General features: G+C 49.8%; 16 protein-coding genes. 2 read left to right on the forward strand and 14 right to left on the reverse strand.

What is annotated here, in order from left to right:
• Positions 1–43: 43 nt before the first annotated feature.
• From MHI45_RS03690 to miaB, 8 genes are all read right to left on the reverse strand, one after another.
• Positions 44–2350, reverse strand: a complete 2307-nt coding sequence (locus MHI45_RS03690; protein WP_076109457.1) for a thiamine pyrophosphate-dependent enzyme — start codon at positions 2348–2350, stop codon at positions 44–46.
• A gap of 26 nt (positions 2351–2376) precedes the next feature.
• Positions 2377–3387 (reverse strand): 2-oxoacid:acceptor oxidoreductase family protein, encoded by a 1011-nt coding sequence (locus MHI45_RS03695; protein WP_076109579.1) that lies wholly within the window; start codon positions 3385–3387, stop codon positions 2377–2379.
• Positions 3388–3812: 425 nt separating this feature from the next.
• A complete protein-coding gene (locus tag MHI45_RS03700) occupies positions 3813–5042 on the reverse strand; it encodes a glycosyl hydrolase family 8 (protein ID WP_076109456.1) in 1230 nt (409 codons plus the stop codon).
• A 319-nt stretch (positions 5043–5361) separates the two neighbouring features.
• Positions 5362–6813 carry a nicotinate phosphoribosyltransferase gene (locus MHI45_RS03705; RefSeq protein ID WP_076109455.1) on the reverse strand — a complete coding sequence of 484 codons (1452 nt, stop codon included), beginning with the start codon at positions 6811–6813 and terminating at the stop codon, positions 5362–5364.
• Positions 6814–6866: 53 nt separating this feature from the next.
• The gene (locus MHI45_RS03710) at positions 6867–7409 is read right to left on the reverse strand and encodes a cysteine hydrolase family protein (protein WP_076109454.1); all 543 of its coding nucleotides are present in this window, start codon (positions 7407–7409) and stop codon (positions 6867–6869) included.
• A 161-nt stretch (positions 7410–7570) separates the two neighbouring features.
• A complete protein-coding gene (locus MHI45_RS03715; protein WP_038593164.1) occupies positions 7571–8341 on the reverse strand; it encodes an NUDIX domain-containing protein in 771 nt (256 codons plus the stop codon).
• A gap of 138 nt (positions 8342–8479) precedes the next feature.
• On the reverse strand, positions 8480–8896 hold the full coding sequence (locus MHI45_RS03720; protein WP_341380381.1) for a RicAFT regulatory complex protein RicA family protein: 417 nt from the start codon (positions 8894–8896) through the stop codon (positions 8480–8482).
• A 60-nt stretch (positions 8897–8956) separates the two neighbouring features.
• The gene (gene miaB, locus MHI45_RS03725) at positions 8957–10564 is read right to left on the reverse strand and encodes a tRNA (N6-isopentenyl adenosine(37)-C2)-methylthiotransferase MiaB (protein ID WP_083675493.1); all 1608 of its coding nucleotides are present in this window, start codon (positions 10562–10564) and stop codon (positions 8957–8959) included.
• Positions 10565–11034: 470 nt separating this feature from the next.
• Here miaB and MHI45_RS03730 point away from each other — a divergent pair, with 470 nt between their 5' ends.
• A complete protein-coding gene (locus MHI45_RS03730) occupies positions 11035–12612 on the forward strand; it encodes an alpha/beta hydrolase (protein WP_076109453.1) in 1578 nt (525 codons plus the stop codon).
• A 12-nt stretch (positions 12613–12624) separates the two neighbouring features.
• Here MHI45_RS03730 and MHI45_RS03735 read toward each other — a convergent pair whose 3' ends face one another.
• The 6 genes from MHI45_RS03735 to MHI45_RS03760 form a co-directional block, all read right to left on the reverse strand.
• A complete protein-coding gene (locus tag MHI45_RS03735; protein WP_076109452.1) occupies positions 12625–13815 on the reverse strand; it encodes a beta-ketoacyl-[acyl-carrier-protein] synthase family protein in 1191 nt (396 codons plus the stop codon).
• 151 nt (positions 13816–13966) lie between these two features.
• Positions 13967–15061 carry an NADH:flavin oxidoreductase gene (locus MHI45_RS03740; RefSeq protein ID WP_340897880.1) on the reverse strand — a complete coding sequence of 365 codons (1095 nt, stop codon included), beginning with the start codon at positions 15059–15061 and terminating at the stop codon, positions 13967–13969.
• A gap of 172 nt (positions 15062–15233) precedes the next feature.
• A complete protein-coding gene (gene rhaD / locus MHI45_RS03745) occupies positions 15234–16079 on the reverse strand; it encodes a rhamnulose-1-phosphate aldolase (RefSeq protein ID WP_076109450.1) in 846 nt (281 codons plus the stop codon).
• Positions 16080–16136: 57 nt separating this feature from the next.
• Positions 16137–17393 (reverse strand): L-rhamnose isomerase, encoded by a 1257-nt coding sequence (gene rhaA / locus MHI45_RS03750; RefSeq protein WP_076109449.1) that lies wholly within the window; start codon positions 17391–17393, stop codon positions 16137–16139.
• 139 nt (positions 17394–17532) lie between these two features.
• The gene (gene rhaB / locus MHI45_RS03755; protein ID WP_076109448.1) at positions 17533–19011 is read right to left on the reverse strand and encodes a rhamnulokinase; all 1479 of its coding nucleotides are present in this window, start codon (positions 19009–19011) and stop codon (positions 17533–17535) included.
• A 26-nt stretch (positions 19012–19037) separates the two neighbouring features.
• Complete coding sequence (locus MHI45_RS03760; protein ID WP_076109447.1) at positions 19038–20189, reverse strand: iron-containing alcohol dehydrogenase; 1152 nt, start codon at positions 20187–20189, stop codon at positions 19038–19040.
• A 361-nt stretch (positions 20190–20550) separates the two neighbouring features.
• Between MHI45_RS03760 and MHI45_RS03765 the strand changes: the two genes are divergently transcribed.
• Positions 20551–21306: a DeoR/GlpR family DNA-binding transcription regulator gene (locus MHI45_RS03765; RefSeq protein WP_076109577.1), complete on the forward strand. Its 756-nt coding sequence runs from the start codon at positions 20551–20553 to the stop codon at positions 21304–21306.
• The last annotated feature ends 160 nt before the right edge of the window (positions 21307–21466 follow it).

The following is a 21466-nucleotide window of genomic DNA, read 5'->3' on the forward strand; positions in this document are numbered from 1 at the left end:
ATATTGAGTTTTACTGGACATAAACTACTTGGCTTAACATTGTTTACAAGTCTGGATGCTCATGTTTCGCTTTCAGGCGGTTCCAGCGGCGTTGTACCTCGTTCTCGAAGCTGCGCAGCGCAGGCTCGTTCTCAGGCTTCAGCAGATGGCGGGTTTTGCCCATCGTCTTCAGCCAAGCCGAGACCTCTACCCGTTTATTTTTGTCTTCCGGATTGTACGTAATATTCGTCGCTCCTTGCTCTACTTCGTAGAGCGGGAAGAAACAAGACTCGACAGCCAGGGATACGATGTCGGTTCCATCCTTGTCTTCGGACATCCAGTTCAGCGGGCAGGCAATCAGAATCTTGCCATAGACCAGACCTTCATTCTGAGCATACCATTGTGCTTTGGCCGCTTTCTTCAGCAGATCCTGCGGGTAAGCCTCGCAGCCGGTGAACACATAAGGAATGTTCGTAGCCGCCATAATTTGCGCGGTGTCTTTATGCTGTGTTACTTTGCCCTGCTGGGTTTTCCCGATGCTGGATGTCGAAGTACGGTGTCCGAGCGGCGTAGAATACGATTGCTGTGCGCCTGTATTCATATAACCTTCGTTATCGTACTCTACGATGATCATCTTGTGGCCGCGCAGCGCTGCGCCGATGGCCGGTCCCATACCAATATCCATACCGCCATCGCCGGTAACCATGACAAAGGTAAAGTCCTCTTGCAGGCCCAGTCCATCCAGCTCACCGCGGCGTTTGCGTTCCCAGAACATTTCCACGACACCGGACAGCGTAGCTGCACCGTTCTGGAAGAGGTTATGAATAAACGTTGATTTATGGGAGGAGTACGGATAACCTGTTGTGGTTACCATTGCGCAGCCCGTGTGATAGAGCGCTACGATATCTCCTTCAATCCCTTTGAAGAACAGCTCCAGGCCCGAGAAAATACCGCAGCCCGGACAAGCACCATGACCCGGTGACAACCGTCTAGGCTTCTTCATCAGGCTACGGACCGGAGGCACCTTCACACTCAGCTTGCCGGTCACTTCATCCTGCTTCACCGTAATCAGTCCGGTCTTGAGCGACTCGAAATTCATCGGTTTCAGCAATCGTTTCGGAGCTTTTTCCGCTTCACCAGGATTATGTCCATAATAATCGAACGGCACTTCTACGCGATCCGCGACCACAGCGTCCATGGCGAGCTGGAAGAAATGATGTCCATCTTCAGCGAAGAAATCCTTACCGCCCAGTCCATAAATGCGGCTGATTACCTTGGTAGTGGTGTTGCCGTAAGTGAACAGGGCCGCCTTAATTTCGTTGACCATATTGCCGCCGTGTCCGCCAACAGAGTCAGCGCGGTCCCCGACAGTGATCGCTTTAACGTTTTTCAACGCTTCGGCAATTTGCTTCTGCGGGAAAGGACGAATCATATTCGGCGAGATCGCACCGGCTTTGATGCCTTGCAGGCGAAGCTGATCTACCACATCCTTGATGATTTCGGAAGCGGAGTTCATCAGGAATACCGCTACGTCGGCATCCTCCATCCGGTATTCCTCAATCATAGGGTAATGGCGTCCGGTCAGCTCAGCAAATTCCTGGGCGATTTCCTCGAACACTTCACCGGCATTGTACATCGCTACCGATTGCTGGTAACGGTTGTTGATATAATCCGGTTCATTCATATAAGGGCCTACCGTAACCGGATTGTTGCGGTCCAATGTATCGGTAAAACCGGTTGGCGGCTGTTCGCCTACGAATTTCTGAACATCCTCGCGGTGGGCGAAAGCCTGCACGCGGCGTTTCTGGTGGGAGGTGAAATAACCGTCAGAAGCAACCATAACCGGGAGACGGACCTTGGCATGTTCTGCCAGCTTCAGCGCCATCAGGTTCATGTCGTAGACGGACTGAGGATCACGGCACATCAGGATCGGCCAGCCGGTGTTCAGGGCAAAATACAAATCCGAATGGTCGCCATGAATATTCAGCGGACCGGAAATGGAGCGGCAGACCAGGTTCATGACCATAGGCATCCGCGTACCGGCTTGTACAGGCAATTGCTCCAGCATGAACATATAGCCTTGAGCACTGGTCGCGTTGAATACGCGTCCGCCTGCTGTAGAAGCACCATAACAAATCCCTGCCGAGCTGTGCTCGCCGTCCGAAGGAACCAGCATAATATCATGCTGTCCGCTTGCTTTCATCGTATCAAGAAACTGGGCAACCTCCGTCGACGGGGAGATCGGGAAATAACCCATGACATGGTAATTAATCTGATGTGCAGCATATGCCGCCATTTCATTTCCTGATTCATACAGGAATTTCTGTTCCACCTTGGCGGAACCTATTTCTTTTTCATAATCAATAGCCACTGTTCATTCCACCTTTCTTCAGAAGATTAAGACTGCGATATAAGATCGAATTGATGGTGCACCGTATGACTGTCCGCATAGCCTTCCTTCTCACGCAGAATGGACAGCGCAGAGGTCGGACAGGCGCCTACACATTTCAGGCAGCCCTTGCAATATTGATAGTCAATGCCCAGCAGGAACATTTGCGAGCGGCCTTTGCGGTCGAGCCGTTCTTCCCAGACAAAACACTGATCGGGGCAAACGGTATCACACTGTGCACAGTGGATACAGGATTCATTCTCATATGCAGGAATCATTCCGGAACGGGAAATACTCAGATTCTTGAGGAAGCTGCTGCCCGGATTAATGATGGTTCCCCCCATCGGCTGGGTCTCATAGCCCAGCGCTGAAATGTCGGAACGTACATATTCCGGCATGCTTTCGCCCTCCGGCAGCTCGAAGTCCATAAACTTCACTTCATTGAAGCCCCGTTCAAAGGTGGTAATCGCCGATTGTACAGCTTGCGGATATTTTTTGCCAAGAGATTTCTCAATTACGCCCTTCATGGTTTCGGTATCCAGGAAAGGACAAAGCCGGAACAATGCACCCAGCATTGCCATATTGACCCGGTTCTTTTCTTTCAGGGCAATGCTTGTCGCATCGATCACCGCAATCGTGCCTGCCTTCATCTTGAGCAGCTCTTTCAGCTCCTCCGGCGTCTTGGCCGAATTCACAAGAACGGTACTGTGCTCATAAATGCCGCTGGTCACATTGACGGTTTTGGCCAGTGCTTCATGGAAAACCCCAACGACGTGTGGACGCTCAACCGGCGAAGTATCGCGGATATGTGTGTCCAAATCACAGAAACGGATATGGGCCTTTACTGCTGACCCCTTCTTCTCCGAGCCGTAAGACGAAAAACTGACGCCGTTCAGACCTGCGCCCATTACACCCGCTTCTGCGAGCATCTTACCGGCCAGATTCGCTCCCAGCCCTCCAATGGACTCCAGACGAATCTCAAAGAAACCGAGATCGTTCAATTTTGGTAATTGTACCACCGACATAACCCCTTCCTTAGTGTCAAGTAGAATAACATCCTTTTGACTTTTTCAACGATTGTAACTTGATTTTGCAAGTCGCGAAGTGACATATCTTGCATTTTCCACGCTTTGGGAATCACATTTATTTATGGATTTTAGATGATTTCTTTATACGCGACAGAGCGGCGTTACTTTAATAGAAGGTAATCTGCCATACAAGCAACAATATGTGAAAATTGTGTGAAAAATCCGTGTTTCCCAAGGTTTTCGTGGATACAAGGTCACCCTTAATTTAGCAATAAAATTAAAAATTAAGATGTTAAATTTATCACATTAATCATGATAAATATCACAGTTAGCATACTCTCCCCAGCGAAAAACGCGTCTGAAAATTGCAAAAGCCCATCCGGAGATGGGCCAGGATTGCTGTAATTCTCAAAGGTTTAGTAAGTCCACCAGTTACCTGACATCACAATCATCGAGAACAGCTTGATGCTGTCTTCATAGTAATCTTCCGCTGCGCTGCCTGCCGTATGGCTCCAAAGTGAATTCAGCCAGCTCTGGTTAGCCGAAGAGGTCATGGCACTTACCCCGAACGGAGCATAAAAAGCACCGCTGTTATAGCTTCCGAAGGTAGTCCCATTGAGCTTGTAGCCATCCTTAATATTGCCCGGCGTATTGCTGACTTTAGTCTTGATCCAGCTATTCAGCTGGTTAAGCTGGGACAAGGCTCGGTTGTCTCCCGAGATCAGGTAATCGGTTGTAATCCGCCATGGGGTACGACAGGAATTATAGTTATAGTGCCCGTCGTTCGCATCCTCAAGGAAGTTGGCTGGCGCCGGTTTGTAGCCCCCTCCAGAGTAGACCACGAAGTCGGGCAGCAAACCGGTGGTAGAGCTATAGCCTGTATACAGGCTGTTGATGATCGTATAGGTTTTATCTGTAACATTTTGCCAGCGGTTATCTCCGGTTGCCGCTTGAAATGCCTTTAAATGACTCAGCATAAAGTCCGATGGCCGGGTAGCGGTATTGTAAGAGCCGCTGTTCGCCCAATCGCCGAGACGGATGGTCCACTGCGTCTGATTGATTTCATCGTCCATAATTGCATTTATAATATGATTGGCTGCCTGCAGATAGTTAACTGTGCCGCTGCTGCCCCACTGTTTGTCTGCGAGCAGGAGCGAGTAGGCGATATCCATATCACCATCCGTAGCTGAATCTTCCCCCTCGATATTCTCAAAGCTGCTGTTCTGCTTCCATGACATCAGGTAAGGATTTAGAGAACTGGGGTGTGCGGTGTAATAATTATACAGTCCGTCAAAATAAGTCTGTGCGTTGCTGTCATAACCACCCATAAGTACCGTGAACAGCATTCCGTAGCCATGGGCTTCGGATACAGTTTCGCCAGCCGAATTATATTTTACGTAATATTTGCCTGTGCCTGCCGGTTTCAGATAAGCCGCTTTCCAGGCATTCCATTTTGTTTTTACCGAGTTGTCCATACTTGTCTGTGTGACATGGTTAGGCTTGATTGTGCCGCTCGTATAAGTCGTATGCTGAGGGAACGGTTTGTTTACAGCAGCAAATGCGGAACCAGCCGGCAGGATAAATAGCGCCAGACAGAGTAACAAGAAGCTTTTCCAGCCAAGTTTATGCTTGCCTTGTCTTTTCATAAATGATTCACTCCTCAATAGTAGAATAAGAATCAATTGCGAAAATAAACCGGCGAAACCAGAGCTCCCCCCTCTCAAATAAATCCATGAACCTTTCCGGCAACAGCAATGAAAGTTAAAGCGCTTTAACTTTCACAACAAAAAAGATAATTCAGTTTCCTGAATTCGTCATGAAAGTAAGAACATCTTTAATATATAACCCCTGTTATTTTCTGTCAATCAGTATTGTGTCTTGGATACCAAATTAAAAAGCTGCCCCCATCCGCAGATTGCCTGCAGGGGACAGCTCGTCCATCACATTCTATTTAAAAAGCCTCTTCTACTCGATATCCTGCTGCATATGCTCAGCGATCAGCTGCTGCTTGCGGTCCCACACCTGCTCGCTGAGATTCACGCGGTACACCTCAGGATTGAGTATGCGCAGATACTCAGGCCAGAACAGGTCGAGCTGCTCCTGATGGTAGCGGCGGATCTCATCAAGCTCCGGTAATTTATAAACCTGGAAACCATTGACGTAGATTGGCTCCAGCATCGGCAGCGCCTCGTAACGGTCCACATGCTTCTTCATATATGGATGCAGCGGATTAAACAGCTTCAGCCGGGCACCGCTGCGCGGGCCAGTTTCTTCAGGGAAGCTGATATAATCGGCCAGCGCCTTACCATTGGTGCCGACAATCCGGAACACTTCCTTCTTGCCCGGCGTAGATACTTTCTCGGGGTTGGAGGAGATTTTGATCGTCGGTACCATTTCACCGGAAGGGGACTCAATCTCCACCAGCTTGTACACTCCGCCGAGGGAAGGCTGATCGGATGCCGTAATCAGCTGCGTTCCCACTCCCCAGGTATCTATGGCAGCTCCCTGCGACTTCAAGTTCATGATCGTGTTCTCATCGAGATCATTGGAAGCGACGATCTTGACATACTGCAGTCCGGCTTCATCAAGCATCTTACGTGCCTGGCGTGACAAATAGGCCAAGTCTCCGCTGTCGAGCCGGATGGCGTTCATACGTTTACCCTCTGCCTCCAGCTTCTTCGCAGTGTTAATCGCATGCGGCACACCGCTGCGCAGCGTGTCAAATGTATCCACCAGCAGCGTAACACCATCCGGCAGCACCTTGGCATAGGCATCAAACGCCTCCTGCTCGCTGGCGAAGCTCTGTACCCAGGAATGGGCATGTGTGCCCTTCGTGGGTATGCCGAACATTTTGCCGGCCAGCATATTGGAGGTGGCATGGAAGCCGCCGATATAAGCCGCACGCGCTCCCCACACCGCCGCGTCGGCTTCCTGAGCACGCCGCGTGCCGAACTCCAGCAGAATATCATCCGGCGCCACCTGCTTGATACGGGAAGCTTTGGTGGCGATCAGTGTCTGATAGTTCATGAAGTTCAGGATGGCTGTCTCCACAAGCTGAGCCTCCATGATGGTTCCTTCCACACGGATCAGCGGCTCATCGGGAAAGACAAGCGCTCCTTCCTTCATGGAATGGATGCTGCCCTGGAAATGAAACTGCAGCAGCTCCTCCAGAAAAGCAGGCGCATAATTCTCCTCCTGCTCGGACAAGTAACGGATGTCTTCCTCAGTGAAACGCAGTTCACTGATGTACTGAGCGATCCGCTCCAGGCCTGCGAACACAGCAAAGCCGTTCCCGAAGGGAAGCTTGCGGAAATAGGCTTCGAATACAGCCTTGCGTTTATGGCTTCCATTTACCCAGTGGGCGTACATCATATTAATCTGATATTTGTCCGTATGTAGAGCAAGCTCTCTCCTCAAATCCTCATCTCCTAATATCTTCACTGCTGCATCTGCAGGTGCTATAGTTTTCTCTATTTTACGGTAACCACTTTTGCTCCGAGGCTGCCCCGGAAATGGCCCAGCGCCCAGACATGCCCATCGGCATTGAAGCTCGCCACAGCGTCTTCGTGTATGATGATTTCAAAACCTTTGTTATATGCATCCACAGCAGTATGCAGCACACAAATATCTGTACATACCCCTATCAGATGAAGCTCGGCAATCCCGCGTTCACGCAGTTTCAGCTCCAAATCGGTGCCGCTAAAGGCACTGTAACGGGTTTTGTCCATCCAATAGATGTCTTTCTGGTTGGCTTCATATACGTTATGCAGCTCCCCATACAGCTCACGCCCCCGGCTGCCGCGCAGATTATGCGGTGGAAACAGTTTGCTCTCCGGATGATAAGGATCATTGGCTTCATGTAAATCTACCGCCATCACCACGAAATCGCCACTCTTCACAAATTGCTCCGTCAACTGGCTCACTCTGGGCGCAATCTCTATGCCGGGTTGTCCAACAGGCAGGCTGCCGTCAATAAAATCATTGGTGAAATCGATCACGATCAATGCCTTCATTTAGTGACCTCCTAAAAGTTTTGTGAGCATCTACTCCATTGAATAACTTCGTACAAAACTGCTTCGAAAGCATACGCTAAGTTTTGTGAGCATCAACTCCATTGAATAGCTTCGTACAAAACTGCTTCGAAAGCATCCGTCTGGTTTTGTAAGTATCTGCTTTAAGTATAAATTGATAATAATGGCTCGTGGTCCGTAAACATATAGAGCTGGGCAGGGCGTTGGGAGTATTGGTTGGAGCTGAGCGGATTGCCTGCTTCATCGCTTACTTCCTTTAATATACCCTGCCGGCTGCGGGTTGACGTAATTTTGCGGATAAAGTTCGGTTCCTTAAATTCCGGCACTACCGTCTGAATGACCTGGTACAACTCGCTCAGCGTAAAATGCCGCGGTAAAAATTGTCTGGCTATCGTCGTCTGCAGCATTTGCTGCTGAATCCGCAGATAGGCGTCGTTAATAATATCACGGTGGTCAAAAGCCAGCTCCAGCTCTTCGAGCGCTTCCTGCAGCGTAAACAGCCCTACCTCACCCGCGTCATCGGAGGCTTGTCTCTGCTCCAGCATCCACTCCTCCACCAGTGCGAAAAAGGCATGGCTGATAATCCAGCCGCGCGGATCCCGGCCTGGTGTACTGTAGACACCAAGGTATTCCAAATGTCCGCCGTCCACACCGGTTTCTTCCTTCAGTTCACGTGTGGCTGCATCATATATAGATTCATCTTCCTGGCAGAAGCCACCCGGCAAGGCCCACATGCCCTCGCAAGGCCATTTCTTCCGACGGATCAGCATGACTTTCAGTTCGCGCAGCGGAAGCGTCTTCGTGACCGTCTTCCGTTCCCGTTTGGTCAAGGTAAACATGACAATGTCGGCCGGAACTCCGTCCGGTGTACGGTACTTTTTGGCGTTATAGTTTTGTTCCGCGTTCTCGCTCACTCTAGATCATCCTTTGCCGCAGCTTTAATTTTACTGTTCGTATCTTTTAATGTACCAAACCTGAACTTCTAAAATCAATTAATTATGATGTCCTACCTGAAAAAAGGGACGGATCTGCATCCGCCCCCCGAAATTTATTTAATCGCCGCATGTGGACGGAGGCGCTTCAGTGCCGGCTTCCACATTGATTTTTTCCGACACGGTGTCTCTGATTACAGAAATAACGAGCTGCAGGAGATAGTTAATATCGCTCTGACTCTGCTGAAATTCGTTCACGACCGGAATGCCGTCAATTTCATCCTGCAGCACTTCAATTTCACGTTCAATCTTGGCCACCATCTCTTTATTCTTGAAGCTCTCAAAGGCTACTATCTCCTTCTGCTTCTTCTTGATCGTGGCGATCAGTCCCTGCACCCGTTCATGATTTAGAATCTTTTGCTCGGCCTGCTGGAAATGCTGCACCTCTTCGCTGGTCGAAATGAGTGAAGCGAGCTCCTTGGCTTTGCCCATAATATCCTCGCGCACGATCAGATCGCGGGTATTGTAGGTCGGCATGCCGTATTCGTTCAAACGCGGTTCTTCCTGGCTCACTGACATCGCTCCATCCCTCTATAATTAGAGAACAGCCGCGGCTTCCGCCACGCAATCCCCTTTAATGTACCATGTTTTCGTATCGGTAATTCTGACTTGCACCAAACTGCCGATGAGATCCTTCGAACCTTCAAAATGCACCAGTTTGTTGGCGCTGGAACGGCCTGAAAGCACTTGAGCGTTATTCTTGCTCTCCCCTTCCACCAGCACCTCGACCAGTTCGCCCAGCATCCGGTCATTGCTCATCCGGCTCTGCTCTTTAATGAGGTCATTCAGCCGCTGCAGGCGCTCACTCTTCACCTCGGCGGGTACATTATCCTCCATCGCAGCTGCAGGCGTACCCTCGCGCGGTGAATAAATGAAGGTATAAGCCATATCATATCCTACTTCACGCACCAGCGACAGTGTTTCTTCGAACTGTTCCTCGGTTTCGCCGGGGAATCCCACGATGATATCCGTCGTCAGCACGGCAGCCGGCACACTGGCCTTAATCTTGCGGACAAGCTCCAGGTAAGCCTCACGTGTGTATTTGCGGCTCATTTTCTTCAGAACGGCAGTACTTCCGGACTGTACCGGCAGATGAATATGCTCTGCGAGATTTCCGCCTTTTCCCAGTACTTCAATCAATCTATCGTCAAAATCGCGGGGATGCGAAGTCATGAAGCGGATACGTGGAATGTCGATCTTGCGCATATCGTCCATGAGGTCACCGAATGTATAATCCAAATCTGTAAAATCCTTGCCGTATGCATTCACATTCTGCCCCAGCAGAGTTACTTCCTTAAAGCCCTGACGGGCCAGCTCCCGAACCTCGGCGATGACATCCTCCGGACGGCGGCTGCGCTCCTTGCCCCGCGTAAACGGTACGATGCAGTAGGTGCAGAACTTATCACAGCCGTACATAATATTCACCCAGGCACGCATCCCCTCCCGTTTCTTCGGCAGGTTCTCGATGATGTCGCCTTCCTTGGACCAGACTTCAACAACAAGCTCCTTGCTATAAACCGCTTCCTTAACAAGCTGCGGCAGCCGGTGGATATTGTGCGTGCCAAAGATCATGTCAACGAAGCCATATTTGGACATGATGCGGTTAACCACGCCTTCCTCCTGCGACATGCAGCCACAGACCCCAAGCAGCAGACCCGGCTTCTCGAGCTTCAGCGTCTTGAGATGGCCCAGCTCCCCGAACACCTTATCTTCGGCATTCTCGCGGATCGCACAAGTATTCAGCAGAATAATATCAGCCTCATTGCGGTCTTCGGCAGCGAGATAACCCATTTGCTCCAGCATGCCTTTCATCGTTTCCGTATCATGCTCGTTCATCTGGCAGCCGTAGGTGGCGATGAAATAATAATGCTGTTTGTGGCGGTTTATCTCCCGGAACTGCTCCATGGCCTGATTTGTATCGGTATCTTGAAAGTTTATAACTTCTATTTCCTGCTTGCCCCTGCGCTTGCCCTCTTTGTAGTCCGGGTTGGAATTGATCTGTACGGTACGTCCTTTGATTCTATACGTAGTTTTACCTTCTTCTTCACTGATGACTTTGGCATCAGAAAAATCAAAATACTTCGAGTAATCTTTCGAACCACCCTTGCCGAATTTTAAGTCCGGTGAGTTATTCCCCATTGTCATTATTCCACGTCCTTTATATTGAAGCTTTGTAAAATAAACTCTAGAATTTTATTCTTGCTAATAAAAAATTATAGCATAAGGATAAAATGCAATCCAAGTTTTACAATTTTAAAAGGCAATCTGGTAGAATAAATTAAATCCCCTGATACAATTAGAATTCTACATACTAATAAACCCTCCTACTTTAATAAGTAAGAAGGTTCGTCTAAAATTATTATTTTGTACATTTATTATCTGCGGATATACATCCGTAAATAGACCAAATCGAACTTGGAATCCTTGACGCAAATACAGTAAAACATCTTCATAGCTGCACATCATCTCCCCTGAAAAGTATTGCTTGTTCCAAGTTTAGCAAAGCACCGCTACACATACGTTACACATTTCTACAAAAAACCACATATTACGATAAAATATTATATATTTTTCAGATATAATCATAATATAACGCAACGTAGAGGGGTACAGTAATGGCTTATATTTCAAGGGATGACATTGATGTCCATTATGAATACGAGACGGCAAAAAACACCAGTGACCGCACAGAAACCTTGGTACTTATCCATGGTCTGGGTTTTGATCTGAGAAGCTGGGACTTTATGGTTCCATATATGACTGATAACTACCATATTGTAAGATATGATCTCCGGGGTCATGGATTAAGCGGAAGCTCCAAGACTACCCTTGATAAACTGGCCGCATTATTTGTCGAAAATTTACGAATGCTGCTGGATGATCTCCAGATACAAACCTTCCATATCATCGCCCATGGGGCAGGAAGCATTATCGCCCTGTATTTTGCCAAAGCGTATCCGGATCGAGTAAGAAGCACTGTTCTTTTGTCGCTTCCCTTGTTCAATTCGTCGGGGACAGCCAATAAATATAAGGATTACCGCAAAAAGCTGATGACTTATCAATCCATGCTGGCGCTTGCTGACCACGTGATTCCTAACGCGACCCTTTATCCGCGCCATAGCGCTGAAACGGACGCGCTGTACAGCGCTTTTGCCAAAGTCACCTTTGACGTTTATCTGGAACTGCTGGATTTCTTTGCTTATGCACATAACGAGATTATGGATCTATTCAAACAGCATACTCATCCGACATTAATGTTGACTGGGGAACAGGACCCGATGTATCCGCCCTATCTGTCCAGCCTGATTGCATCCGCCAATCCGAATTGCCGGTTTATGACCTTATACAATGCATCCAACATGGTTTTTTATGATCAGCCGGAGGAAACCTTTAAACAAATTGAAGTCTTTCTGAAGAGTAAGTGGATAAACAGGGCTCCTTTGGACCCTTTGCTGTTGAATTTGCATTCCGAATTTCTGGACATGGTTAACAATAATCCGGCCGATAACGCCCCATCCGTACAATTGAAGATCAGTTTACTCAACAGATTTACGGTTGCCGTAGATGATATACCGATTATTAGCGGCTGGGGAAGGAGAAGCGCCAAGGATTTGCTGATTTATTTGCTGCTGAATCCCGTCGTCACCAGAGACCGGCTCTGTGAAGAATTATGGCGGGATATGGATCTTGTCAAAGCCAGAGGTCAGCTTCGGGTATGCCTCACCCATCTGAAACAGCTGCTGAACAATGAGGTCACGAAGCTGATCTACAGCGATAAACAGCAAATTTCACTGCAGACTGCTGTGGACTCCGATGTGCTGACTCTGCTGGCGGAGATTAACCGGGCTAATGAAGAAACTAATCCTGAACTGAAGGAACCACTGATTCATTCTGTTTTTGCGCAGATCCAGCCTGACCTATTCAGAAATCTAAACCAGGAATGGAACCTGCACCTGAGAACCAAAATGGAGATTCAACTGGTTACACTTGCCCATCAGCAATCAGATTATCTCGCGTCTCAAGGCAAGTTCACTGCGGCTATAGCGTTTTTAAAATATGTACTTTTATTTAATGCGGAAGAGTTCGATGCCTACGAGCAAATTGCTAACCTGTATGAACAAAATCAGCAAAAACATGAAGCGAAGAAATGGCGGCTCAAGGCGGAACAACTGCAGCACACCAAAAGTATGTAAATTGTTAAATCATCATTGCTTCGTCAAATAGACACAGGCATTGTTGCCTCCGTATCCATGACTTGTAATCAGCACTTCGGATGTGGCTTTCGGGAGAGTCTTTGTGATTAATGGAAGATGCTCATAGCCATGTTGATCTGTCCGGATGGTTCCGGGAATAAAATGATGCTGAAAGCCGAGCAAGGAGGCAATAATCTGCGCCAGGCCGCTGACGCTGAACGGATGGCCGATCAGCCCTTTGATCGAAGTCAGCGGTACTTCATGCTGAAAGATATCCCTGGAGACTATATCCTCGATTCTGTCATTAGCGTCGTAACCCAAGGCCTGGCTGTTAAAATAGTCAGGTCTTCTGTTGCCCAGCACATCATTTACCGCCTGCTTCATATTCCTTCCGGTTTTGTCCTGGCCATTCACCGATTCAGCGTCATTATTCGTAGACACGGCGTCTACATAGCCATAAATAGTTGCATTGCGGCTAAGCGCATGTTCTTCGGTTTCCAGAATCAGGCTGGCAGCCCCCTCCGACAGTATAAAGCCTTTGCTTTTTTTGTTGAACGGCGAGCCGGAGTTCCAGATTTCCTGATTGAATGGCAGCGCTCTTATTTTTCCGAACCCGTACACCGTCACTTTATTGTTGCTGCTATCCGCTGCACCTACAATCGCGGTGTTTATCTTCCCACTTTGCAGGTACAGCATGGCGTCCTCCAGCGCTTCAAGTCCGGCAGTGCAGCCGGTCGTTACCGTCTTCGAGATTCCTGTCAGATGAAAAAAGCTGGAGATGGAGGAAGCCAGACTGTGATAATGCACCAACCCGCAGCAGTAAACAGGCATTTCTCTGAACTTGCCGGCAGATGCGTAATGGACCATATCCTCCAGCGGAGTTGTACCGCCCATGGTGGTCCCAAAGAACACCCCCGTCTTATTCCCAGGGTCCGTCAGATCTAGTCCAGCCATCGCTAGTGCTTCGGCGCTTGTACTAATGGCCAGCTTGGAGATTCTCGGCAGAACCCGGTACTGCTTATCCTCCAGCGTCCCCAAATCACCAAGAACTTCACCGACCCATAAAGGCTCCTGATTCGGTGTAATATCATTTCTGGCCGTGAAATCATACTCGCCGCTGATCAGATGATCCAACAAATCGTTGTTGTTCTCTCCGTTAGGAACCTTCACGCCAAAACCGGTAATTGCTATTCGCTTATTCATCGTTCCCCACCCTTTTCCTGATAATTAATGAAAAAAACAAAGAGGACTTCTCCCACCTGCGCGTTTTGGATGCTCCGTCCAAAACTCTCCCATGCGGTTGAAGCCCTCTTTGCTCATGATTGCCTTCCTCCTAAAGTTAACCGGCTGCCGTTCAGTTCAGTGTCTTTGTGGACTCGGACGTAAACGGAATGATCTCATCCATTCTGCCGCTTTGCACTTTGGCCGGCCACTGTGGATCACTGATCAGCGCTCTGCCGACCGCCACCAGATCAAATTCCGCTTGTTCCAGCTTCTCCAGCAGGCGTTCGATGTTATCTTCCTCATTCTTCTCCTTCACCGCACTGGTGAACTCGCTGTTGAGACCCACAGAACCTACCGTGATGGTTGGTTTGCCGGTGATTTTCTTCGTCCAACCGGCCAGATTCAGCTCGGAGCCTTCGAACTCCGGCAGCCAGAAGCGGCGTGTGGAGCAGTGGAAGATATCGACTCCGGCATTGCTGAGCGGTGTCAGGAAACGGGACAGCTCTTCCGGTGTTTGGGCAAGCTTGGCAGAATAATCCCCGCTCTTCCATTGCGAGAAGCGCAGCACAATCGGGAAATCCGGTCCAACCGCACGGCGGCAGGCATCAATAACCTCGACAGCAAAGGTAGTCCGCGCTTCAAGGTCACCACCATATTGATCGGTGCGCTGATTGGTCTTCTCCCAGAAGAACTGGTCGATCAGATAACCATGTGCCCCATGCAGCTCAATGCCGTCAAAACCGATCCGCTTGGCGTCTACGGCCGCCTGGGCAAAAGCAGCGATGATACCGTCGATCTCCTGCTGCGTCATCGGCTCTGTAATCTGCTGGCCGGCCAAATTCAGCCCGGATGGACCAATCGGCAGCGCTTCGGCATTCGGCAGCTCGCCAATGTTGCGGGCCATGCCGACATGCCAGAGCTGCGGAATGATTTTGCCGCCGGCGGCGTGAACTTCTTCCACAACCTTAGCCCAGCCTGCCAAAGCAGCTTCCCCGTGAATATTCGGGATGTTCGGATGACTGACAGCTGACGGATGGTTGATCGCTGTGCCTTCGGTTACAATCAGGCCCACTCCACCCTCTGCCCGTTTGCGGTAATACTCGGCAACTGCTTCAGTTGCTACCCCGTTCGGTGAATATGCCCGGGTCATTGGCGCCATTACGATCCGGTTTTGAAGTGAAAGCGTTCCAACCTGAAAAGGTGTAAACAATTTATCAGTATTCATATACTACCTCCATTTAATAATATAATTACTTTAAGTAAGGATATTATGACGCTAGTTGAAGGCAAATGCAAATTCTGGCATCAGATCTTCAGGACAGCCGCTGCTGCGCAAAAAACCGGACAAAGGCAGATAATCTGCCCATGTCCGGTTGCCTTTCGCTATGAAATGTATTTTATAACTCCAGGATGCCGGCTTTGGGTGTAACATGGAAAGCCGCCGCCAGATCCGCCAGCTGGCGGTCGGTAATTTTCTGTTTGATTTCTCTGCTACCGATCAGGTTATAGACAATCGCCGCTTTCTCAATCGTTTCCACCAGACCAAAGGTAGCATCCATCGTGCCGCCGGTCACAAAAATGCCATGCTGCGGCCAGATAACTACCCGGTATTCCTTCATTTTATCGGCTGTGGCGCGGCCGATTTCACTGCTGCCGGGAACGATCCAAGGAATAACACCTACGCCGTCTGGGAAAACCACCAGACATTCGGTGCACATTTCCCATAAGGCTTTGGTGAATTTCAGTTCATCCAGATCATGCGTGAAGGTCATGGCAATGATATTGGTAGCGTGGGTATGCAGTACGATCCGGTGGTTGGGGTCCACCTTCAGGCGCTCAATATGGCTCATGAAATGGGAAGCCAGCTCGCTCGTCGGCACGGCGTCGTTGCGCAGACCCCAGAGCACTTCTACACTCTCGCCGCTATCCGTGACACGCAGCACCCCAAGATTGGCTTCCGGGTCTTTGATCACATTCCGGAAATATTTGCCGGAGCCGGTGACGATGAAATATTTGCCGGCCAGCTCAGTGACCGGGAAGGTCAGATTAATCGTCCGCAGCGGCTCCCGTAGGTTAATGTATTTAGCTACCTCTTCCTCTTCCAGCAAGTAGCTGACGTTGCCGCCGTTCAGCTCATCCCAGCCGAGCGACCACATGTGATGGGTAATCTCCGACATTTGCTGAATAAATGGCGCCTCGATGCCGGCAATGTATCCTTTGGAATTCATTACGGATGTACTCATATGTCTTCTCTCCTTTATATACACTGCTTAATATAGTCACGTGTTGGTTACCGTTGCCTATCTTGCCGCCAGTACTTCCTGCTCGTAGCTCTTGACCTCAGCCAGCCATTGTTCACGGACCGGTGTATTCTGCGAAGCGCAGTAATAATCCCACACCGCGCCAAATGGATAGGACTTAAATTCTTCGGCAAGTGCGAGCCGGGAAGTGTAGTCACCGGCCAGTTCAACTGCCTTCAGCTCCGCTACTGGTTCCAGCATCGCACGCAGCAAGGCTTTGATCGTGTTGCGTGTGCCGATGACCCATGCCGCAATATGATTGATACTGCCGTCGAAGAAGTCCAGACCGATATTCGTGCGAGGCAGCAACTCTCCGCGGACCAGCTCCCGGGCAATCTCCAGCAGCTCATCATCCATGGTCACCACATGGTCACTGTCCCAGCGGACCGGTCTGCTGACATGCAGCAGCAGCTGCTCGCTGAACATCAGAATGGAGGACAGCTTATTCGAAATCACTTCAGTCGGATGGAAGTGACCGGCATCGAGGCAAATCGCTTTGCCCCGGGTCAGCCCATAACCCATATAAAATTCATGCGATCCGACCACATAACTCTCCGAGCCGATGCCGAACAGCTTGCTCTCCACGGCATCAATATTATACTGTGGATCAATCTCTTCGCTGAACACTTCATCCAATGATTCTTTCAGCCGCATCCGTGGTGCCAGCCGGTCCACCGGGGTATCCTTATAACCGTCAGGCACCCAGAAGTTGGTGACGCAGGGTTGTCCAAGCTCACGCCCGAAATGTTCGGCGATCCGCCGGGAAGCCTTGCAATGCTTTATCCAGAAGCTGCGGATAGCTTCGTCTGCATGGCTCAAAGTGAACCCGTCTGCCGCATTCGGATGGGAGAAGCAGGTCGGATTAAAATCAAGTCCAAGCCCCTGCTCCTTGGCCCAGTCTACCCACGATGCAAAGTGGCGCGGTTCCAGTTCGTCCAGATCCACCTTTTCATCTGTGTCGGCATAAATCGCATGCAGGTTGACCTTATGCTTGCCCGGAATCAGCGATAAAGCCTTCTCCAAATCCTGACGCAGCTCCTCTGGTGTGCCGGCGCGGCCGGGATAACTTCCGGTTACGGCAATCCCGCCGCTAAGCTCCTTACCCTTAAACAGAAAACCTCTAACGTCATCTCCCTGCCAGCAGTGCAGTGAAATCTTGATCTGTGCCAGCTTCTCCAGTACTTCATCCACATTAATGCCATGAGCGGCGTACAGTTTCTTGGCTTCGTTATAGCTGTTCATGATGCTCTGATCCATGGCGCATCCTCCTAAAAGTTTTGTTAGCGATACTTCCGGGAATATTCTTCGCGTAAAACTTGCTCCGGAAGCACGCTTAGTTTTGTGAGCATCTGCTCCATCGGTTTACTTCGGGCAAAACCCGCTTCCAAAGCGGAACTTATGCACCTTCACTTGTAGCCGTTTCCGCTGCATTCAGCTCCTCCCAGCGGACCAGCAGCTCGCCAAGCTGCGGCATAGGCCGGGGTAGATAGGATTTGATCTCAAACGATTGCCCGATCAGTGTTCTGGCCTCGTGGATGTCCGCGACCTTGCCCGACTGGATCAGCTGCACCGCAATATTTCCCAGTGCGGTGGCCTCAGTGGGTCCTGCAAGGACCTCCTTGCCGATCACGTCTGCGGTCAGCTGGCACAGCAGCTCGTTGTTCGCTCCACCGCCGACGATTTGCAGCACTTCAATAGCTGTGCCAGTAAGCGCTTCGAGTTCTTCCAGATAGCTGCGATAGGACAACGCCAGACTGTCGAAGATGCACCGTGCCAGTTCACCCGGCGACTGCGGAACAGGCTGGCTGCTCTCGGCACAGAATAGACGGATTTCTTCTATCATATTGTCCGGATTCAAAAAACACGGATCATTGCAGGCAATCAGGCTGCGGAATCCTTCAGCAGCAGCGGCCTGTTCAGCCAGCTCAGCAAAGCTGTAGCGGCTGCCGTCCAGCCTGCGCACCTCCTGGATCAGCCACAGTCCCATAATGTTTTTGAGGAACCGGTAGGTGCCATAAGCACCCCATTCATTGGTATAGTTAGCTTCCCTTGCACTCCGGTTATTAAGCGGCTGAGCCAGTTGAGCGCCAAGCAGCGACCAGGTGCCGCTGCTGATATATGCTGACGATCGCCCGCTTTGCGCCGGGATGCCAAGGACGGCGGAAGCCGTATCATGGGTTGCCACGCAAATGAGCCTGCATTCCGGCAGATCATACTGCTGCATCAGTGAATCACTGATGCTGCCTAGATCTTCACCGGGCTCGGTCAGCCCGGCGAACTGCGCTCTTTCAAGCTGAAGCAATGCAAGCAGCTCAGGATCGAAATCACGGCTTGCGAGATTGAGCAACTGAGTGGTCGAAGCATTGGTGACCTCGTTGATCTTCCGGCCGCACAATCTATAGTAGAGATAATCGGGCACCAGCAAAATCTGATCCGCCTTAGCCAGCTCCTCACGGTCATGGACATACAGCTGATATAACGTATTAAATGTTAACTGCTGAATCCCCGTCTTGGCATAAACAGCTTCCGGAGAAATGAGCTTCGCCACCTCTTCCATGACCCCATCCGTTCTGCGGTCCCGGTAAGCATATACCTCCTGGATTCGGTTTCCCTCAGCATCCAGCAGGACGTAATCTACCGCCCACGTGTCAATCCCGAGGGTGCATTTCGTCACACCCCCTGCTTTTGCTTTTTGCAGCCCGGTAATGATTTGCTCCAGTAAATAATCCACATCCCAGAAGCAGGAATCGTCGCGCTCGGTGAATCCATTGCTGAAGCGGTGAATCTCCTCCAGGGTGAGACTCCCGTCCACGATGGTTCCGAGCACTAGCCGCCCGCTGGAGGCGCCGATATCGACGGCGATATGATTGTTCATAGGGAATCTCCTTATTAAAAGATGTTCTAGAGGATTTTGCGGAACAGGGCAATGACTTCTTCTTTGGTAGGAATGAATGGATTTCCTGGTGCACAGGCATCCTTCATCGCATTTTCAGCGAGCAGGTCAAGATCGACCTCATCTACACCCAGCTCGGATAATTTGGCCGGTATGCCGACTTCCTTGGACAGCGCCTTAATTGATTCGATTACGAAATCGGCGCATTCCTTGTCACTTTTGCCGTTCACCTGCAGGCCGATCGCCTTGGCGATACTTCTGAATTTCTCCGGTACATATTTGGCGTTTTCTTCTTCTACATATGGCAGCAGCATCGCATTGCACACCCCATGCGGCAAATCATATACTCCGCCAAGCTGATGCGCCATGGCATGCACATATCCGAGTCCGGCATTGTTGAAAGCCAAGCCTCCAAGGAAAATTGCGTAAACCATCTGCTCACGCGCTTCAATATCATGGCCATCTTTCACCGTGCGGGCCAGATTGGCAAATATAAGCTCCACCGCAGCTAATGCCGTTGCATCGGTAACCGGATAAGCTCCTGGCGTCACTAATGCTTCAATAGCATGAGTCAGGGCATCCATTCCTGTTGCCGCAGTAAGCGCGGCCGGCTTGTCGACCATCAGCTCAGGGTCATTCACCGAGATGGTGGCAATGCTGTTCTTATCCACCATGACCATCTTCACCTTGCGTTCCTCATCCGTAATGACATAGTTGATCGTCACTTCGCTTGAAGTTCCGGCGGTAGTGTTCACCGCAATAATAGGCAGCGATTTATGCTGTGACTTGTGTACGCCTTCGTACTCTGCGATATGTCCGCCATTGGTAGCAACGATGCCGATGGCTTTGGCTGTATCCTGCGGCGAACCACCGCCGATGGACACCAGATAGTCGCATTCATGCTGCTTCAGAAAATCAACGCCGTCGTGGACATTTTTACAGGTCGGGTTAGGTTTGACTTCATCATATACGACATAATTAATTCCCGCTTCATCCAAAACAGCCAGCAGCTTACCGGCGATTCCGCTTTTGACCAGAAACTTATCGGTGACCACAAGCGCTTTCTGCAAATTCAGCTCTTGAATGTACGGCCCGATTTCCTTCAGACAGCCTTTTCCCATAATGTTGATAGAAGGAACATAATAAACATGAGTACTCATTGATTGACCAGCCTCCCAGGCAATTTATATACAGCGTTTACAGGTTAACACTCTTTCCTCTGCAAGCTTGGTTTCATTCGGCTGTGGCACTTCAGGCTGGTCTCTGAAGATTCGCAGCGGACCGGCTCTGGCGCTCCTCTAAGAGGCATGCGCTTTCAAAGGAATAATGATATCCTCATCGTATCGCCTTGAATCTTTGTTGTCAACATTTAAAATAATAATTATGTTGTTTTTATTTGTTTATTGTCTGTTTCGCGAAGGTTATAATAGAATTAATGTTGTTTCTCCTTAGTTTATTGCAAAACACAGATCGTTAGGTCTATATTTATAAAATAGTTCTAACTCCGGAAAGGTGATTATGATGCTCGCAGCTGAAAGACGCAAAAAAATAATAGATTTAGTGCATCAGGATAAAAGAGTTCTGGTCTCTGATTTAAGCCGCATGTTTGAAGTAACGGAAGAAACGATCCGCAGGGATCTGGAGAAGCTGGAAAAGGACGGCATTTTAAGCCGCACTTACGGGGGGGCTATGCTGAACAGGCATACTAATGAGGATCTGCCGTTTGTCACCCGGGGTGCTATCAATACTGATATCAAACGCAACATCGCGCTTAAGGCGCTTGAGCTGATTAATGACGGTGACACGTTGATGGTCGATCCCAGCTCGACTTCCTTTGAATTCCTCAAACTGCTGGGCAACAAAAACAATCTGACGGTCATTACGAATTCCATCAATATTTTGCATGAGTTCGCCAGCTCCGGTATGAATATCATTTCCTCCGGCGGATCCTTGCGCCACCGTTCACTCTCTCTTGTGGGTCCTGTCGCCCATGACACGATCCAGCGGTACAACGTAGATACTGCCGTGATCAGCTGCAAGGGTATTGATATGGAACGCGGTATCACCGATTCCAACGAACCGGAGTGCGAGCTTAAGAAATACATGCTGCGCCAGGCCGAAAAGGTTGTGCTGCTCGCCGACCATACCAAATTCGACAAGACCGCCTTTACACAGCTGGTCCAGCTTAACCGAATCGACGTGCTGATCACAGACCGCAAACCGTCAGAAGCCTGGCTCAAGCGGCTCGCGAAGGAGAATGTTGAGGTGCTGTACTAAACTCTGCGGGAAAGCCTGGCCGCCCAGAAGATAGTTGTGGCAACAGGAAACGTATGAAAGCAATGGAAGGACAACCCAGGGCAATACGAGGATATTACTGGGGCAATAACAGGGCAGCAATAGGAGTGTTCTATAAAATAAGAGCAGCACTTCCATCCTT

The organism is Paenibacillus sp. FSL H3-0321, assembly GCF_038002865.1.
Lineage (GTDB): Bacteria > Bacillota > Bacilli > Paenibacillales > Paenibacillaceae > Paenibacillus_AQ.

Bases quoted from the DNA above. Each gene is read 5' to 3' on its own strand.
- MHI45_RS03700 (WP_076109456.1), bottom strand. From the start codon at position 5,042: ATGAAAAGACAAGGCAAGCATAAACTTGGCTGGAAAAGCTTCTTGTTA.
- MHI45_RS03710 (WP_076109454.1), bottom strand. From the start codon at position 7,409: ATGAAGGCATTGATCGTGATCGATTTCACCAATGATTTTATTGACGGC.
- MHI45_RS03720 (WP_341380381.1), bottom strand. From the start codon at position 8,896: ATGCCGACCTACAATACCCGCGATCTGATCGTGCGCGAGGATATTATG.
- miaB (WP_083675493.1), bottom strand. From the start codon at position 10,564: ATGACAATGGGGAATAACTCACCGGACTTAAAATTCGGCAAGGGTGGT.
- MHI45_RS03730 (WP_076109453.1), top strand. From the start codon at position 11,035: ATGGCTTATATTTCAAGGGATGACATTGATGTCCATTATGAATACGAG.
- MHI45_RS03735 (WP_076109452.1), bottom strand. From the start codon at position 13,815: ATGAATAAGCGAATAGCAATTACCGGTTTTGGCGTGAAGGTTCCTAAC.
- MHI45_RS03740 (WP_340897880.1), bottom strand. From the start codon at position 15,061: ATGAATACTGATAAATTGTTTACACCTTTTCAGGTTGGAACGCTTTCA.
- rhaD (WP_076109450.1), bottom strand. From the start codon at position 16,079: ATGAGTACATCCGTAATGAATTCCAAAGGATACATTGCCGGCATCGAG.
- rhaA (WP_076109449.1), bottom strand. From the start codon at position 17,393: ATGGATCAGAGCATCATGAACAGCTATAACGAAGCCAAGAAACTGTAC.
- rhaB (WP_076109448.1), bottom strand. From the start codon at position 19,011: ATGAACAATCATATCGCCGTCGATATCGGCGCCTCCAGCGGGCGGCTA.
- MHI45_RS03760 (WP_076109447.1), bottom strand. From the start codon at position 20,189: ATGAGTACTCATGTTTATTATGTTCCTTCTATCAACATTATGGGAAAA.
- MHI45_RS03765 (WP_076109577.1), top strand. From the start codon at position 20,551: ATGCTCGCAGCTGAAAGACGCAAAAAAATAATAGATTTAGTGCATCAG.